Annotated in this window: 16 protein-coding genes; 10 read left to right on the forward strand and 6 right to left on the reverse strand. The window is 73.7% G+C overall.

The features are described 5' to 3' along the window. Window positions 1-5 precede the first annotated feature (5 nt). From NP064_RS04990 to NP064_RS05025, 8 genes are all read left to right on the forward strand, one after another. Entirely contained in the window at window positions 6-602 is a 597-nt protein-coding gene (locus NP064_RS04990; protein WP_227570500.1) for a TetR/AcrR family transcriptional regulator, read from the forward strand. Beyond that, entirely contained in the window at window positions 599-1,579 is a 981-nt protein-coding gene (locus tag NP064_RS04995) for an NADPH:quinone oxidoreductase family protein (RefSeq protein WP_227570501.1), read from the forward strand. Before NP064_RS04990 ends, NP064_RS04995 begins: the two co-directional genes overlap by 4 nt. Before the next feature lie 53 nt (window positions 1,580-1,632). Further along, window positions 1,633-2,367: a glucose 1-dehydrogenase gene (locus NP064_RS05000; RefSeq protein ID WP_227570502.1), complete on the forward strand. Its 735-nt coding sequence runs from the start codon at window positions 1,633-1,635 to the stop codon at window positions 2,365-2,367. Window positions 2,368-2,493: 126 nt separating this feature from the next. Continuing rightward, window positions 2,494-3,318 (forward strand): ABC transporter ATP-binding protein, encoded by an 825-nt coding sequence (locus tag NP064_RS05005; RefSeq protein WP_227570503.1) that lies wholly within the window; start codon window positions 2,494-2,496, stop codon window positions 3,316-3,318. Next, window positions 3,315-4,076 (forward strand): ABC transporter ATP-binding protein, encoded by a 762-nt coding sequence (locus NP064_RS05010; RefSeq protein WP_227570504.1) that lies wholly within the window; start codon window positions 3,315-3,317, stop codon window positions 4,074-4,076. Before NP064_RS05005 ends, NP064_RS05010 begins: the two co-directional genes overlap by 4 nt. Then, window positions 4,076-4,954 (forward strand): branched-chain amino acid ABC transporter permease, encoded by an 879-nt coding sequence (locus NP064_RS05015; RefSeq protein WP_227570505.1) that lies wholly within the window; start codon window positions 4,076-4,078, stop codon window positions 4,952-4,954. Before NP064_RS05010 ends, NP064_RS05015 begins: the two co-directional genes overlap by 1 nt. Next, window positions 4,951-6,087 carry a branched-chain amino acid ABC transporter permease gene (locus tag NP064_RS05020; protein ID WP_227570506.1) on the forward strand — a complete coding sequence of 379 codons (1,137 nt, stop codon included), beginning with the start codon at window positions 4,951-4,953 and terminating at the stop codon, window positions 6,085-6,087. Before NP064_RS05015 ends, NP064_RS05020 begins: the two co-directional genes overlap by 4 nt. 84 nt (window positions 6,088-6,171) lie before the next feature. After that, a complete protein-coding gene (locus NP064_RS05025; protein ID WP_227584649.1) occupies window positions 6,172-7,476 on the forward strand; it encodes an ABC transporter substrate-binding protein in 1,305 nt (434 codons plus the stop codon). 74 nt (window positions 7,477-7,550) lie between these two features. Here the strand turns inward: NP064_RS05025 and NP064_RS05030 are convergent, their stop codons facing one another. The 5 genes from NP064_RS05030 to NP064_RS05050 form a co-directional block, all read right to left on the reverse strand. After that, on the reverse strand, window positions 7,551-9,221 hold the full coding sequence (locus NP064_RS05030; RefSeq protein WP_256813788.1) for an AMP-binding protein: 1,671 nt from the start codon (window positions 9,219-9,221) through the stop codon (window positions 7,551-7,553). Between the two features lie 68 nt (window positions 9,222-9,289). Then, entirely contained in the window at window positions 9,290-10,537 is a 1,248-nt protein-coding gene (locus tag NP064_RS05035; RefSeq protein ID WP_227570508.1) for an acyl-CoA dehydrogenase family protein, read from the reverse strand. Between the two features lie 8 nt (window positions 10,538-10,545). Then, window positions 10,546-11,625, reverse strand: a complete 1,080-nt coding sequence (locus NP064_RS05040; RefSeq protein ID WP_227570509.1) for a phosphotransferase family protein — start codon at window positions 11,623-11,625, stop codon at window positions 10,546-10,548. Between the two features lie 131 nt (window positions 11,626-11,756). Continuing rightward, a complete protein-coding gene (locus tag NP064_RS05045) occupies window positions 11,757-12,170 on the reverse strand; it encodes an acyl-CoA thioesterase (RefSeq protein WP_227570510.1) in 414 nt (137 codons plus the stop codon). A 37-nt stretch (window positions 12,171-12,207) separates the two neighbouring features. Beyond that, complete coding sequence (locus NP064_RS05050; protein ID WP_227570511.1) at window positions 12,208-12,873, reverse strand: QsdR family transcriptional regulator; 666 nt, start codon at window positions 12,871-12,873, stop codon at window positions 12,208-12,210. Between the two features lie 93 nt (window positions 12,874-12,966). Between NP064_RS05050 and NP064_RS05055 the strand changes: the two genes are divergently transcribed. Then, window positions 12,967-14,145 (forward strand): acyl-CoA dehydrogenase family protein, encoded by a 1,179-nt coding sequence (locus tag NP064_RS05055; protein WP_227570512.1) that lies wholly within the window; start codon window positions 12,967-12,969, stop codon window positions 14,143-14,145. A 30-nt stretch (window positions 14,146-14,175) separates the two neighbouring features. Then, window positions 14,176-15,414, forward strand: coding sequence for an acetyl-CoA C-acetyltransferase (locus NP064_RS05060; protein ID WP_227570513.1), 1,239 nt, complete (start codon window positions 14,176-14,178; stop codon window positions 15,412-15,414). 36 nt (window positions 15,415-15,450) lie between these two features. On the opposite strand, the gene NP064_RS05065 is transcribed toward NP064_RS05060, so the two are convergent. Next, entirely contained in the window at window positions 15,451-15,903 is a 453-nt protein-coding gene (locus tag NP064_RS05065) for a MaoC family dehydratase (RefSeq protein ID WP_227570514.1), read from the reverse strand. Between the last annotated feature and the right edge of the window lie 5 nt (window positions 15,904-15,908).

Raw genomic sequence — 15,908 nt, forward strand, 5'->3', positions numbered from 1 at the left:
CCCCCGTGAAGAACTCGAGCGTCCAGGACAGCGTCAAGAAGGCCGCTGTCGACCTGTTCGCGACCCAGGGCTACGCGACGACCTCCGTTCAGCAGATCGTCGAGGCCGCGGGCGTCACCAAGGGTGCGATGTACCACTACTTCCGCTCCAAGGACGACCTGCTGTTCGCCATCTACGAGCAGCTGCTCACGCTGCAGGGCGAGCGCCTGTCCCAGATCGTCGACAGCGGGCTGCCGACCCAGGAGACCCTGCGCGCGGTGTGCGTCGACGTCATCGAGACGTCGATCGACTACCTGCCCGAGGGCACCGTCTTCTTCCGGTCCGTCCACATGCTCTCGGACGAGCGGCAGGAGGAGGTCAAGCGCAGGCGCCGGAAGTACCACGACGACTTCTCCTCCATCATCGAGCGCGGTCAGCGCGAGGGCGTCTACCGGGCCGACGTGCCGCGAGCCGTCCTAGTGGCGCACTTCTTCTCCGACGTGCACTACCTGTCGCACTGGTACTCGCCGGCCGGCCCTGAGAGCAAGGGCAAGATCGCCGCACAGATCACCGACCTCTTCCTGGACAGCCTCAGCGCCGACGCGCCAGCCCGGCGGCGATGATGCGCGCCTGGCGGGTCGAGGCCCATGGCGAGCCGCGCGACGTGCTGCGTCTGGTGGACGTCGACCGCCAGGCGCCGGGCCCTGGCCAGGTGCTGGTGCGGGCCCTCGCCGTGGCCGCCAACTTCCCCGACGTGCTGCTCGCCCGTGGCGAGTACCAGGTGAGGCCGGCGCTGCCGTTCGTGCCCGGTATCGAGCTGTGCGGGGAGGTCGTGGCCACCGGGGACGGGGTGGGACATCTCGTGCCGGGGCAGCGCGTGGTGGGGTCGCGCATCGGCGTGCTGGCGGAGTACGCCGTGCTCGACGCGGCGCTGGTGTTCCCGGCCCCCGAGCAGTTGAGCGACGCCGAGGCGGCAGCCCTGTACATCGGGCACCAGACCGGGCACTTCGGCCTCCACCGCAGGGCGCGGATCCAGCCCGGCGAGACGCTGCTGGTGCACGCCGCCGCAGGGGGAGTGGGCACGGCCGCCGTGCAGCTCGGCAAGGCGGCCGGGGCCCAGGTGATCGGCGTCGTCGGCAACGCCGCCAAGGTCGAGGTGGCGCGGGCCGCGGGCGCGGACGTCGTGGTGGACCGCAGCGCCGAGGACTTCGTCGAGGCGGTCGGGGAGGCCACCGGGGGACGAGGCGCGGATGTCGTCTACGACCCGGTGGGCGGGGACTCGTTCGACCGGTCGACGCGGTGCGTGGCGTTCGAGGGGCGGATCGTGGTGGTGGGCTTCGCGGGCGGCGTGATCCAGACGATGCGGCCGAGCCACGCCCTGCTGAAGAACTACGCGGTGCTCGGCCTCTACTGGGGGCTGTACGCGGAGCGCCGCCCCGACCTGGTCGCCGCGACGCATCGCGAGCTGACCCGCCTGGCGGCCGAAGGGCTGGTGCGGCCGGTGGTGCGTCAGGTCGTCCCCTTCGAGCAGGCCGCGGACGCGATCCAGCAGCTGGCAGACGGCACGACGGTCGGCCGGGTGGTCATCGCCGTGGCGTGACGACGACGGCGGCCCGGTCAGGGCGCGCCGCGACCAACCGGGAGGGGTGCGCAGTGGGACGACTCGACGGCAAGGTCGCCATCGTGACGGGGGGATCCCGCGGGCTCGGGGCCGCCTACGCCCGGGCGATGGTCCGGGAGGGCGCCCGGGTGGTGGTGGCCGACGTGCTCGACGACGAGGGCAAGCTGCTCGCCGACGAGCTGGGCGAGGCGGCGATCTTCCACCACCTCGACGTGACGGCGGAGGCCGGGTGGTCGGCCGTGGTCCGGGCCGTCGAGCAGATGTGGGGGCCGGCGGACGTGCTGGTCAACAACGCCGGGATCGCGACGGCCGGGTCGATCGAGTCGTACTCGCTCGCGAGCTGGAACGCGACGCTGGCGGTGAACGTCACGGGAGTGTTCCTGGGCGTCAAGGCGGTGGTGCCCGGCATGAAGGGGCTGGGCCGCGGCTCCATCATCAACGTGTCCTCGGTCGAGGGGCTCCGGGGGAGCGCGGCGCTCCACGGCTACGTGGCGAGCAAGTTCGCGGTGCGCGGGCTGACCAAGTCCGTCGCGATGGAGGTGGGGAAGCACGGCATCCGCGTGAACTCGATCCACCCGGGGTTCATCACCAGCGCGATGACGGAGCGGCTCGACCCGGAGCACCTGCCGATCCCCCTCGGCCGGCCGGCGGCCCCCGAGGAGGTCGCGGGGACGGTGGTGTTCCTGGCGAGCGACGAGTCCTCGTACTCGACGGGGGCCGAGTTCGTGGTGGACGGCGGGCTCGTCGCCGGGGTCGGGCACCGCTAAAGGGCTGTCGCCCGACCGTCCGACCGTCCGGCCCTCCGGCGCGAAGGGCACGGTTCGGTCACGACAACATACCGTCTAGTCGGTTTCTTGCTAGGGTGGGCCCACGACCGACACGACGAGGTGTTCATGTCCCGCAGCGCGGCCCCGGCCACAGCCGCCACCACACGGCTCTCGCTCCACGACGTCAGCGTGCGGTTCGGCGGCGTGGTGGCGCTCGACCACGTGGACCTGACCGTCTCGGACGGCGAGGTGGTCGGCCTCATCGGGCCCAACGGCGCCGGCAAGACGACCCTGTTCAACGTCGTGTGCGGCATCGTGCGACCGACTTCCGGCGAGGTGCGGATCGGCGCCTCGTCGCGGCCGCCGGTCACCCACCGGCTCGTCCGGGACGGCGTGGCCCGCACCTTGCAAGGGCTCGGGCTGTTCGCCGGGCTGACCGTGCGGGCCAACGTCATGGCAGGGCTCAGCACCGCGGCGCCCGGCATGCTCGCCGCCGCCCTGGGGGCTCCACGGGCTGCCAGGCACGAGCGGACGGCGGAGCGGCGGGCCGATGACGCCCTCGACGCGCTCGGCATCCGCGACACCGCGGGACGGCTGCCAGGGGACCTCCCGTACCCCGTGCGGAAGCGCGTCGCGCTGGCCCGCGCGTTGGTCAGCGATCCGGCGCTGCTGCTGCTCGACGAGCCGGCCGGCGGCCTCGGCGCCGCTGACATCACCGAGCTCGCGCAGACCGTCCGCGATCTCGCCGCCACCCGCGGGTGCGCGATCCTGCTGGTCGAGCACCACGTCGACCTGGTCATGTCGCTGTGCGACCGCGTCGCTGTGCTCGACTTCGGACGGCTCATCGCCGACGCGACGCCCGCCGAGGTCCAATCCGACCCCGCCGTGGTCGAGGCCTACCTGGGGATCGAGGCCGACGTGGCCCCGCACGGCGGGGGAGGACCACGATGACCGCGCCGACGGCGGCGCCCGGCGGCGGGCGGACGGGAGGCGGGCATCCGTTGCTCGACGTCGCCGGCCTCACCGCCGGGTACGGCGCCTCCCCGGTGCTGCGCGACGTGACGCTCCAAGTGCCGGCCGGCGACATCGTCGCGGTCGTGGGGGCGAACGGCGCGGGCAAGACGACGCTCCTGCGCGCGCTGTCCGGACTGGTGCGGCCCACCGCGGGGACCGCGCTCCTGGACGGGCAGGACCTGCTCGCGGCGCCCGTCGAGCAGAGGGTCCGCGCCGGCCTCGCCCACGTCCCCGAGGGGCACGGTGTGATCGTCGAGCTGACCGTCGACGAGAACCTGCGGCTGGGCGGCCTGTGGCGCGCCGGCGGACGGGACCTGCGGGCCGCCGTCGACGAGGTCTACGCCCTGTTCGAGCCGCTGGCCCGCCGCGCCGCCAGCCCGGGCCACCAGCTCTCCGGGGGTGAGCGGCAGATGCTCGCCGTGGGACGAGCCCTGGTGGCGGGCCCGCGGCTGCTCCTGCTCGACGAGCCCTCGCTGGGCCTGGCGCCCCGGGTCGTCGCCGACATCATGACGATGCTGCGCCGGCTCTGCGACGAGCGCGGGCTCACCATCCTGCTCGTCGAGCAGAACGTGCGCAGCGCGCTGTCGGTCGCCGACCACGGCGTCGTGCTGCACCTCGGCCAGGTCGTCGCCACCCGCCCCGCGCGCTCGCTGCTCCACGACGACGCGCTCCGCCACGCCTACCTGGGGTTCTGATGGACCACTTCCTGCACCTGCTGAGCAGCGGGCTCGCCCGCGGCGCCGTGTTCGCCGTCTTCGCCCTGGCCCTCGTGCTCATCTGGCGGGCGGCGCGCATCGTCAACTTCGCGCAGGGAGCCATGGCCGCGGCGACCACGTACGTCGCCTTCGCGGTCACGACGGCCACCGGCAGCTATTGGCTGGGCCTCGGCGCGGCGGTGCTGGGCGGGGCGGCGCTCGGCTTCGCCGTGGAGCGCGGGGTGATGCGGCACGTGGCTGGAAGATCCCCGCTGAACAGCGTGATCGTCGCGCTCGGCGTGGTGATGGTGCTGCAGGCGGTGCTCGGCATCGCGTTCGGCAACGACTACAAGCCGATGGCGGTGCCGTTCAGCATGGAGCCGCTGTGGGTGGCCGGGACGCCGCTGCTGTCGCCCTACGACCTGTACGTCCTGGGCGCCGTCGCGGTGCTCCTCGTGGCCTTCGGGCTGTTGTTCACGCGGACGTCGGTGGGGCTGCGGATGCGCGCCGCGGCCTTCGCCCCGGAGACGTCCCGGCTGCTCGGCGTCCCCGTCTCGCGGATGCTCACCCTCGGGTGGGCGCTCTCGGCAGCCGTCGGCGCCCTCGCCGCGGTGCTCGTCATCCCCACCGAGCTGGGGCTCAACCCCCACGCGACCGACACCCTGTTCGTCTACGCGTTCACGGTGGCGATCGTCGGGGGCCTCGACTCCCCGGTGGGCGCGGCCCTGGGCGGTCTGGCGGTGGGGGTGCTGCTCAGCATGGTGACCGGCTACCTCGGCTCGACTCTCGCGCCGATCGCCGTGCTGGCGCTCCTCGTGGTCGTGCTGATCGCGCGGCCCTCAGGGATCTTCAGCGCGAGGCAGGTGAGGCAGGCATGAGCGCCCACGTCCCCGTCCACGTCCACGGCTCCTGGCGGCGGCCCGGTCCGGCGACGCGACGGCTGGGCCTGACAGTGGCGGGGCTTGCGCTCGCGATCGGCGCCACCTTCGTGCTCGAGCCGTACCGCGCCTACCAGGTCGCCATCGTCGCCGCCTACTTGTGCGCCACTGCCGGCCTGACGCTCCTGGTGGGCAGGGGCGGGCAGCTGTCGCTCGGGCACGCCGCGCTCATGGCGGCCGGGGCGTACGGGTTCGGGCTCTCCTCGAACGCGCTCAGCGCCGCAGGAGCGAGCGGCGCCGTCCGCCTGGTGGTCCCGCTGGCCGCCGGAGTCCTCGCCGCCGCGGCCCTGGGAGCGCTGCTCGGCGCCGCCGGGGCGCGGCTGCGGGGCCCGTACCTGGCCGGGCTCACGCTGGCCGTCGTGGTGGCCGTGCCCGCGATCACCAGCACGTTCTCCCGGACCCTCGGCGGTGACCGCGGCCTGTGGATCGAGATCGAGCGGCGACCCGACGCGCTGCGCCCATGGGTCGGCGCCGAGCAGTGGCAGGCGTGGGTCGCGATCACCGCGGCCGCCCTGGTGCTGCTGGTGCTCGGCAACCTCGCCTCGGGCAGCGCGGGCCGCCAGATCGCCGCGGTGCGCGACGACGAGGCCGCGGCGAGGCTCGCCGGGATCGACGTGACCCGCGTCAAGGTCGTCAGCTTCACCCTCAGCGCCGCCGCGGCGGGGCTCGGCGGCGCCGTCCTGGCGTACGTCACCCAGATCGCCAACCCAGGCGCCTACTCGCTCGTCTTCTCGTTGTTCCTTGTGGTGGCCGTGGTCATCGGCGGGCTCGGGTCCCTCGCCGGGGCGTTCTGGGGGGCGCTGCTGCTCGTCGCGCTGCCCGAGGCCACCACCTCGATCGCCGAGACGCTCCCGGTCTCCCCGACGCTCGCCCAGCGGCTCGAGGGGAACCTCGCGCTGCTCGTCTTCGGGCTCCTGCTCATCGTGCTCATGATCGTCGCCCCGCGTGGCATCCACGGGGCGCTCGCCCGCGCCCGGGGCGCCCTGCGGCGCCGGTGGAGCGCGCGCGGCCCGGCGCCCGCCCCCGCGCCCGTCCCCGAGGGCGCGGCTGCCCGCGCGCCGACCACGGGGTGAGCCGCCTCCCGTCAGCCCCGGCCCGTCAGCCCGACCCCAGACGTCCGAACCGACCCTGACAGACCCGAGAGAAAGGTGTCACCGATGACACGTCCCAGGATCGTCCAGGTGGTCGCCGCGCTCGGCGTCGCCGCGCTCCTCGCCCCGCTGCTCGCCTCGTGCAGCGGGGACGCCGACGACGGCGCGAACCAGGGCGCGGCAGAGGGGGAGCCCGCGCCCGGCGTCACCGACACCACGGTGGTGGTGGGCACGCACCACCCGCTGACCGGGCCGGCGGCGGCCGGCTACGCGTCGATCTCCGCGGCCACCAGCGCCTACTTCGCGTACCTCAACGACAACGGCGGGGTGAACGGCCGCAGCATCGAGTACATCGTCAAGGACGACGGCTACAACCCCGCGACCACGCAGTCCGTGGTGCGCGAGCTGGTCCTCGAGGACCGTGTGTTCGCGGTGCTCAACGGCCTCGGCACGGCGCCGCACAGCGCGGTGCTGGACTTCCTCGACGAGAACGAGGTGCCCGACCTGTTCGTCGCGTCCGGCAGCCCGATCTTCAACCAGCCCGAGAAGTACCCGTGGACCTTCGGGTTCAACGCGGACTACACCGCCGAGGCCAAGGCGCTCGCGACGTACGCCCAGGAGCAGCACCCCGGCGCGACCGCGTGCCTGCTGGGCCAGGACGACGACCTCGGCGAGGACTTCGGTGCGGGCCTGCGCACCGTGCTGGGCGACGACGGCCTCGCCTCCGAGCAGGCCTACACGACGTCCAACCCCGACGTCTCGGCGCAGGTGGCCGCGATGAAGCAGGCCGGCTGCGAGGTGGTGTTCCTGGCGGCGATCAACGCGTTCAGCGCCCTGGCGGTCGGCACGGCCGCCAAGCTCGGCTACCAGCCCCAGTGGCTGTCGTCGTCGGTGGGCGGGGACTACGGCACCGTCTCGCAGTACCTCGGGGAGAACGCCGCGCTGCTCGAGGGCTTCGTCAGCGCCAACTACCTGCCGTCCCACTTCAGCGAGACGGACGAGTGGACCACGCTGTTCCGCCAGATCAACGACGAGTACAACGAGGGGGCGCCGTTCGACGGGAACACCGTGTACGGCATGTCCGTGGGCTACCTGTTCGCCGAGGCGCTGGCGAACGCCGGTGGCACGCCGACCCGGCAGGGCATCGTCGACGCGGTGACGTCCGGGGACCTGCGCGGCAACGGGGTGGTGCCGCTCGCGCTCTCGACGACGAACAACGGCGCCTACCAGGGGGTCCAGGTCACCGTGGTCGCGGGCGGGGTGCAGGAGTACGTCGGCGAGCCGTACACGGCGGAGGCGGGGGACGGCCCGGTGGCGCCGTACACGGGCGGCCCGGTGGCGCTCGAGGACGACGGCGTCCCGACGTCCTGACACCGCCCGGCGCGGCCCGCACACCCGCGGCGCCGCACGGCACAGGACCTGTGCCGTGCGGCGCCGCAGGCGTCTCAGGCCTCGGGCGTGAACGTCGCGACGAGCTCGCGCTTGAGGACCTTGCCGCTCGCCCCCACGGGCAGCGCGTCGACCACGTGCACGTGGCGCGGGTACTTGTACGCCGCGATCCGCTCCTTGGCGAACGCCACCACGTCCTCGCCGTCGAGGCTGGCGCCCGGCGAGGCGACCACGGCCGCGTGGATCTCCTGCCCACGGGCCGCGTCCGGCAGCCCGAAGACGGCCGCGATGGCGACGCCGGGATGGCGCACCAGGATCTGCTCGACCTCGCTCGGGTACACGTTGTAGCCGCTGCGCACCAGCATGTCCTTCTTGCGGTCCACGATGGTGAGGATGCCCTCGGCGTCCTGCGTGCCGAGGTCGCCCGTGCGGAACCAGCCGTCCACCATCACCGCAGCCGTGTCCTCCGGCCGGCCCAGGTAGCCCTTGAACAGGTTGTGCCCGCGGACCACGACCTCCCCGACGACCCCCGGCGGCAGGAGCTCGACCGAGTCCTCGACCGCGGCGTCCGCGATCGCGACGTCGACCCCCCACAGCGCGCGTCCCACGGTGCCCGGGCGCGGCGGCTCGGTGACGTAGTTGAACGACACCGTCGGGGAGGTCTCGGTGAGCCCGTAGCCCTCGTGCACCGAGGCGCCGAACGTCGCCTCGAACTGCTCGAGCACCGCCACCGGCAGGGCGGACCCCCCGGAGACCGCGTACCGCAGCGGCGGCCGCCCCGGGTGCTCGGCGGCGGCCGCCAGCAACGCCACGTACATCGTGGGCACCGCGGTGAACACCGTGGCCCCGTGCCGCACCATCAGGTCGAGCGCCTCCACCGGGTCGAACCGGGGGATCAGCAGCACGGTGGCGCCGCGCCGGAACGCGGTGTTCATCACCGAGCTCTGCCCGAAGCTGTGGAACAGCGGGAGCCCGCCGAACACCACATCGTCGGCGGTCATGTCGAACGTGTCGATGAGCGCCACGTGCACCTGCTCGACCAGCGCGAGGTGCGAGCCCACGGCGCCCTTGGGCCGCCCGGTGGTGCCGCTGGTGTAGAGCACCGTCGCCGCCGCCAGCGGGTTGACGGGCTCGAGACGGCTGATCGGCTCGGCGACCGAGGCCTCGTCCTCGAGGCGGGGGACGCCGCTCTGCGCTGCGAGCGCCTCCGGGAGGAGCACGGACACGATCGGCACGCGGGCGGCGGCTGCGGCGGGCGCCGCCACCGGGAGCAGCGGCGCCGCGACCACGAGGACCCGGGCGCCGCTGTCGCGCAGCACGTGCTCGATCTCCTCCGCCTTGAACAGCAGGTGGACGGGGACCACGACCGCGCCGAGCGCGAGCACCGCGTAGTACACGCGCGGGAAGTCGGGGACGTTCGGCACCAGCATCGCCACGCGGTCGCCCGGGCCGATGCCGCGGGCCCGCAGCGCGCCCGCGTAGCCGCAGGCCTGGGCCCACAGGTCCCGGTAGGTCGTGGACGTGCCCGCCCAGACCACCGCCGTCCGGTCGGGGGTGCGACGGGCCTGCTCGGCGAGGATCGAGGCCACCGACAGGCTGCCGTGGCCGAGCCCGGCCAGCGTGGGGTCCGGCGCGGTCTGGGCGGCCGGGGGAGAGGGGTCGAGGTGTGGTGAGGGCTCGAGCGGTGGAGAGGACTCGAGCGGTGGCGAGGACTGGGGTGTCGACATCGTTGCCCTTCCTTTCATCGTCGTGGTCGACGTGCTCCGGTGTTGTGGCACACCACCGGTGGGACAGCTCAGGGCGCGAGGGCATCGGCCTCGTCGGGTGTGGCGGTGCGGCGTGCCTCGGCGGCGCCGAGCGAGGCGCGGTGCACCTCGTCGGGCCCGTCGGCCAGGCGCAGCGCCCGTGCGGCGGCGAACATCGCGGCGAGGGGCTCGTCGTCGTCGAGCCCCGCGGCGCCGAAGAGCTGCATGGCGCGGTCCAGGATCTGCTGCACGGCGCCCGGCACGGCGACCTTGATCGCCTGGATCTCCGTCATCGCGGCGCGGTTGCCCACGGTGTCCATGAGCCACGCGGTCTTCAGCACGAGGAGGCGCAGGGCCTCGATGGTCCAGCGCGACTCCGCGAGCCACTCCCGCACGACTCCTTGGGCCGCGAGCGGGCGGCCGAACGCGACGCGCTGCCGGGCTCGGGCGCCCATCAGGTCCATGGCGCGCTCGGCCATGCCCAGCGCCCGCATGCAGTGGTGGACGCGCCCTGGCCCGAGCCGCGCCTGCGCGATGGCGAACCCGTCGCCCTCGCCCCGCACCAGGTTCTCGACCGGGACGCGCGCGTCCTCGAACACCACCTCCGCGTGGCCGCCGTGGTCCCGGTCGTCGTAGCCGAAGACGCTCAGCGGCCGGACGACCCGGACGCCGGGGGTGTCACGCGGCACCAGGATCATGCTCTGCCGCCGGTGCCGAGCCGCCTGGGGATCGGTGGTCCCCATCACGACCAGGAGCGCCGCGTCGGGGTTCATCGCGCCCGTCGACCACCACTTGCGGCCCGTGACGACGTAGGAGTCGCCGTCCCGGCGGATGCGGGTGGCCAGGCCGGCCGCGTCCGAGGACGCGACGTCCGGCTCGGTCATGCAGAAGGCGGAGCGGATGGACCCCGCGAGCAGGGGGGCCAGCCAGCGCTCCCGCTGGGCGGGAGTGCCGAACTCGTGCAGGAGCTCCATGTTCCCCGAGTCCGGCGCCGCGCAGTTCATCGCGACCGGCGCGAGCTGGGGGCTGCGGCCGCTCAGCTCGGCCACCGGGGCGTACTGCAGCGTGGTCAGCCCGCGGCCGCCGTCGCCGTGCTCGCCGGGCAGGAACAGGTTCCACAGGCCGCGCTCGCGGGCGTCGTCGCGGAGCAGGCCCACGACGGGGCGCAGGGACCACACGTCCGGCGTCTGCGCGACCTCCCGGCGCAGGACGGGCTCGGCGGGGTAGACGCAGTCCTCCAGGAAGTCCCGCATGAGGTCCGCATGCTTCGAGGCGGTGGCGTCGGGGGCGAAGTCCATGTCGTCTCCTACCTGGCGGTGGCGCTGGTCGTGCCCAGGCAGGCGAGCCCGTGGGCGGCGAGCGGGGCGACGAGCGCGCCCACGGTGTCGAAGCCGGGCCCGACGGTCTCGCCCGCCCGGTGCCGGTAGTGGACCCCCTCGAGGATGATCGCCAGCTTGTACGCGGCGAAGGCCCGGTACCAGGACAGCTCGGGGACCCGGACGCGTCTCTCGGCGCTGTACGCGTCGACGAGCTCGTCGAACGCGGGGTATCCCGCCGTGGTGTCGACGGCGCTGGTGGCGATGCCGAGCGAGTCTCCGCCGATCGCGCGGATGTCCCAGTACAGGGCCAGCAGCCCGAGGTCGGTGAGGGAGTCGCCGTGGGTGGCCATCTCCCAGTCGAGGACCGCCGCGAGGCGGGGCGCGCCGTCGGCGCCGACCTGGACGATGACGTTGTCGAGGCGGTAGTCCCCGTGCAGCAGGGAGTCCTGGGTGGTCGCGGGCACGCTCGTGCGGAGCCGGTCCTGGAGGTGGTCGAGCTCGGGCATCGGACGGCTGCGGGACAGGTCGTACTGCGCGCCCCAGCGTCGCACCTGCCGGGCGAGGAACCCGTCAGGGCGTCCGAGGGTCCCGAGCCCGATCGCGGCCGGGTCGAGACCGTGCAGCCGGCCGAGCGTGGCGGCCAGGTCGAGGCTGAGACCCCGCAGCTGGGATGCGGTGAAGCCGGCGTTGTCGCTGGGGGTGCGCAGCACGTCGCCCTCGACGAGCCGCATCAGGTAGAAGGGCGTGCCCACGCCGGCTGCGCCGTCGGCGTCGTCGTGATGGAGCTCGGCGCGGGGGACCGGCACCGACGTCGGCGCCAGCGCGGCGATGACGCGGTGCTCGCGGGCCATGTCGTGGGCGGTGCTGAGCACGTGGCCGAGCGGTGGCCTGCGCAGCACCAGGGGCGTGGCGGCGCCGTCCAGGCGGTAGGTGAGGTTGGAGCGCCCTCCGTCGAGGAGGGTGGCGCGCAGCGGGGCGGCGGTGACGAGGTCGGGGCGCACGGCGCGCAGCCATCGTTCGAGCGTTGCGGTGGACAGGCCCACCGGGTCGGTCGGGTGCTCGCTCACAGTCGGCGTCTCTCCGCTGAGGTCGTGGCGACGCGCCCCGGTGGGGCGGTGGCCCTGGAGCGCCAACGTAACATACCGGCCAGTCGGTTTGGTGGATGGCGGTGGCTGGACCGCGACCGGGAGCCCGGGCGTCACGCGACGAGTCGGGCCTCGACCGCGGCGCGCAGCGCTGCCGGGATCGGCACGGGCCGGCGGTGGGCCCGATCGACGAAGACGTGCACGAAGCGGCCCGTGGCGAGCAGCTCGCCGTCCCGCTCCCGGAAGATGCCGGTCTCCCAGGTGAGGCTCGTCGAGCCGAGCCGCCCGGCGCGCAGGCCCACCACCAGCACGTCGGGGTAGCTCCCTGACGCCGTGTACTCGCACGAGGAGGCCTTGCACACCCCGATGGAGGGGCCGTCCACCAGGTCGAGGCCGCCGTGCTCGATCAGCCACGTGTTGATGGTCGTGTCCATCGCCTCGTAGTAGACGGCGTTGTTGACGTGGCCGTACACGTCGTTGTCGTTCCAGCGCGTCGCGAACGACGCCAGGTGCCCGTACTCGTCCATGTCTCCACCTCGTCGTGGGTGCGGATCGTGTGTTCGGTCAGGTGCCCCGCAGGACGTAGGAGAACGCGGCGTGCGCGCGCTCGGCGCTGGGCTCCTCGCCCGTCACCAGGTCGGCGTAGGTGAACGACTCGGAGATGCGGACCAGCAGGTAGGCCAGGTCGTGGGCGGGCAGCCCGAGCGTCAGGCAGCCGGCCTCGGACTCCGCGCGGAGGACGTGCTCGGTCACCGCGACGTAGCGCCGCTGCACCTGGCTCTCCTTGGTGGTCAGCAGGCGCAGCGCCCGAGCGGGCTCGCGGCGCAGGAACGCCCGGAAGTAGTCGGCCGAGATGAGCGCGTCGACGAACTCGGTGAGCAGGGCGACGACCCGGTCGGCGCCGCGCCCCGCGGCGAGGGTGTCGGCGTGGGTCAGCGTCGGCACGGCCAGCGACCACAGCACCTCGGAGAGCAGGGCGTCGCGGTTGCCCACCCAGCGGAACAGCGACGTGCGGTCCACCCCCAGGCTGGCCGCGAGGTCGCCCATGTCGACGCGCTCGCCTGCCACGAACGTCTTGCGGGCGAGCAGGAAGGCGCGCAGCGCGTCCGGGTGCCCGTCGGGGCCCTGCTCGAGCCGCCGGGACAGCCGGCTCGGCGCGAGCGCGGCCCCGAGGTCCCCGAGGCCCGGGACCCGGGGCGCCGTGGCGGTCGAGGTGGCGGTCGAGGTCATGCCCGCACAGTAACGACCGGGCAGAACGGGTGCAACATTCTGCAGAATGATGCATAGTGGCGGGAACGACACCCCCGAGCGATGGAGCCCAGGATGCGGTCAGACCTGTTGAGCAGCGACTTCTACTCGTTCCAGGACAGCCTCAGCCCGCGGGAGGTCGAGGCGACACTGGCCGTGCGCGACTTCTTCGAGGCCGAGGTCGGTCCCATCGTGAACGACTTCTGGGCGCGCGCCGAGTTCCCCAGCCACCTCGTCAAGCCGCTCGCCGGGCTCGGCCTGCTCGGCGCCGCCTGGGAGGAGTCCCGGCAGTTCGAGAACTCGGCCCAGTGGCGCGGCTGGATCGCCCTCGAGATGTCCCGCGTCGACGCGTCGGTGTCCTCGTTCGTGGGCGTGCAGAGCGGGCTCGCCATGGGGTCCATCGCGAACGGCGGCTCGCCCGCCCAACGCCAGGAGTGGCTGCCCCAGATGGCCACCGGCGAGGTCGTCGGCGCCTTTGGCCTCACCGAGCCGCTGTCCGGCTCCGACTCAGCGCGCGGCCTGCGCACCACCGCCGAACGGCGCGGCGAGGGCTGGGTGCTCAACGGCGCCAAGCGCTGGATCGGCAACGGGACCTTCGCGGACATCGTGGTGATCGCCGCCCGCGACGCCGCGGACGGGCAGGTCAAGAGCTTCCTGGTGCCCACCGCCACCCCAGGGTTCGCCGCCGCCAAGATCGAGGGCAAGCAGAGCCTGCGAATCGTGCAGAACGCCGACATCACCCTCCAGGACGTCGTGGTGCCCGACGAGCTCCGGCTGCCCGGCGTCGAGTCCTTCCGCGACGTGGCCACCGTGCTGCGGCTCACCCGCGCCGAGGTGGCGTGGCAGGCCGTCGGCAACTCGATCGGCGCGTACGAGGCGGCAGTCGCCTACGCGAGGGAGCGGGAGCAGTTCGGGCGGCCCATCGGCGCCCACCAGCTCGTCCAGGACCTGCTCGCGCGGTGCCTGGGCAACATCACGGCCAGCATCGCGCTGTGCATGCAGGTCTCACGCCTGCTCGACGAGGGCCGCCAGCTCGACGAGCACGCGGCACTCGCCAAGTCCTTCGCCACCAGCCGGATGCGCGAGACCGTCGCCTGGTCGCGGGAGATCCTCGGCGGCAACGGGATCCTGCTGCAGAACGACGTCGCCCGGCACTTCGCCGACGCCGAGGGCATCTACTCCTACGAGGGCACCCGCGAGATGAACAGCCTCATCGTCGGCCGGGCGATCACCGGCCACGCCGCGTTCGCGTAGCGCCCAGCCACCGCCCGAGAGGACTCCGCCATGCCCGCGCCAGCCCAGCCGGAAGCCGTCATCGTCTCCGCCACCAGGTCGCCCATCGGCCGGGCCTTCAAAGGGTCCCTCGCCGACGTCCGCGCCGACGACCTGGCCGCCACCATGGTCGCCGCCGCGCTCGCGGCCGTCCCCGCGCTGGACCCCGAGCGCATCGACGACCTCATCCTGGGCTGCGGCCTGCCCGGGGGCGAGCAGGGCATGAACATGGCCCGTGTGGTGGCCGTGCTGCTCGGGCTCGACACGGTGCCCGGCACGACCGTCACCCGCTACTGCGCGTCCAGCCTGCAGTCCACCCGGATGGCCTTCCACGCGATCAAGGCCGGGGAGGGCGACGCGTTCGTCTCCGCGGGAGTCGAGACGGTCAGCCGCTCGACCCGCGGCACGAGCGACCACATCCCGGGGGAGGACCTGCGCAACCCGCGGCTCGCCGACGCGATGGCGCGCAGCGACAAGCTCGCAGCCGGCGGGGGGCGCTGGGCGGACCCTCGCGCCGTGGGCGACCTGCCGGACGTGTACGTGGCGATGGGCCAGACCGCCGAGAACGTCGCCGAGCTGTGCGGGATCACCCGCGACGAGCAGGACGAGTTCGCGGCCCGCAGCCAGCAACGCGCCCAGGACGCGCTGGCCAGCGGGTTCTGGGAACGGGAGATCACGCCGGTGCTGCGGCCGGACGGAACCGTGGTCGCGCGCGACGACGGCCCGCGTGCCGGGGTGACCGTCGACTCGCTCGCCGGCCTGGACCCGGTGTTCCGGCCGGACGGCACAGTGACTGCGGGGAACTGCTGCGCCCTCAACGACGGCGCGGCAGCCCTGGTGATCATGAGCGAGAGGCTCGCCGACGAGCTGGGCCTCGCGCCTCTCGCCCGGATCGTGTCGACCGGCGTCAGCGGGCTCTCGCCCGAGGTGATGGGCCTGGGGCCCGTCGAGGCGAGCCGGCAGGCCCTCGCCCGGGCCGGGCTCGGCATCGACGACATGGACCTGGTCGAGGTCAACGAGGCGTTCGCCGCGCAGGTGCTGCCCTCCGCGCGGCAGCTCGGTGTCGACCCGGAGCGCCTGAACGTCCACGGCGGCGCCATCGCCGTCGGGCACCCGTTCGGCATGACCGGGGCCCGGATCACCGCGACCCTTCTCAACGGGCTGGCCGCGACGGACGGGCGGTACGGCCTCGAGACGATGTGCGTGGGCGGCGGCCAGGGGATGGCGATGGTGATCGAGCGGCTCCGCTGACCCGGTTGGCCACGCGGGCGGAGCTCGGCCCTAGGCTCAGCCGGCGAGCACCGAGATCGCGTCCGCCACCAGCGCGGGCTTCTCGGCGCCGTCGATCTCGACCGCCACATGGAGCGTGAGCCGCACTCCGAGGTCCACCCGCCGCGCGTCGGCCACCGTGCCGGTGGCCCGCACCCGGGAGCCGACGCGCACCGGCTGGAGGAACCGCACCCGGTCGAGCCCGTAGTTCACAGCCATCGTGACGCCCTCGACCACCAGGAGCGACGAGGTCAGCGCGGGCAGCAGCGAGAGCGTGAGGTAGCCGTGCGCGATCGGGGCGCCGAACGGGCCCGCGGCCGCGCGCTCGGGGTCGACGTGGATCCACTGCTCGTCGTCCGTCGCGGCGGCGAACGCGTCGACGCGGTCCTGCTCGACGGGGAGCCACTCCCCGGCGCCGAGGTCCGCGCCCGCGGCGTCGAGCAGGGCGGCAGGGCTGGCGAAGGCGCGCACGGCGG

It is taken from the genome of Cellulomonas chengniuliangii, from assembly GCF_024508335.1.
In the GTDB taxonomy this organism is placed as follows: Bacteria; Actinomycetota; Actinomycetes; order Actinomycetales; family Cellulomonadaceae; genus Cellulomonas_A; species Cellulomonas_A chengniuliangii.

What these genes read in the sequence shown, in the direction of transcription:
- NP064_RS04995 (WP_227570501.1), top strand. Translation starts at nt 599, where the DNA reads ATGATGCGCGCCTGGCGGGTCGAGGCCCATGGCGAGCCGCGCGACGTG.
- NP064_RS05005 (WP_227570503.1), top strand. Translation starts at nt 2,494, where the DNA reads ATGTCCCGCAGCGCGGCCCCGGCCACAGCCGCCACCACACGGCTCTCG.
- NP064_RS05010 (WP_227570504.1), top strand. Translation starts at nt 3,315, where the DNA reads ATGACCGCGCCGACGGCGGCGCCCGGCGGCGGGCGGACGGGAGGCGGG.
- NP064_RS05015 (WP_227570505.1), top strand. Translation starts at nt 4,076, where the DNA reads ATGGACCACTTCCTGCACCTGCTGAGCAGCGGGCTCGCCCGCGGCGCC.
- NP064_RS05020 (WP_227570506.1), top strand. Translation starts at nt 4,951, where the DNA reads ATGAGCGCCCACGTCCCCGTCCACGTCCACGGCTCCTGGCGGCGGCCC.
- NP064_RS05025 (WP_227584649.1), top strand. Translation starts at nt 6,172, where the DNA reads ATGACACGTCCCAGGATCGTCCAGGTGGTCGCCGCGCTCGGCGTCGCC.
- NP064_RS05030 (WP_256813788.1), bottom strand. Translation starts at nt 9,221, where the DNA reads ATGTCGACACCCCAGTCCTCGCCACCGCTCGAGTCCTCTCCACCGCTC.
- NP064_RS05035 (WP_227570508.1), bottom strand. Translation starts at nt 10,537, where the DNA reads ATGGACTTCGCCCCCGACGCCACCGCCTCGAAGCATGCGGACCTCATG.
- NP064_RS05045 (WP_227570510.1), bottom strand. Translation starts at nt 12,170, where the DNA reads ATGGACGAGTACGGGCACCTGGCGTCGTTCGCGACGCGCTGGAACGAC.
- NP064_RS05050 (WP_227570511.1), bottom strand. Translation starts at nt 12,873, where the DNA reads ATGACCTCGACCGCCACCTCGACCGCCACGGCGCCCCGGGTCCCGGGC.
- NP064_RS05055 (WP_227570512.1), top strand. Translation starts at nt 12,967, where the DNA reads ATGCGGTCAGACCTGTTGAGCAGCGACTTCTACTCGTTCCAGGACAGC.
- NP064_RS05060 (WP_227570513.1), top strand. Translation starts at nt 14,176, where the DNA reads ATGCCCGCGCCAGCCCAGCCGGAAGCCGTCATCGTCTCCGCCACCAGG.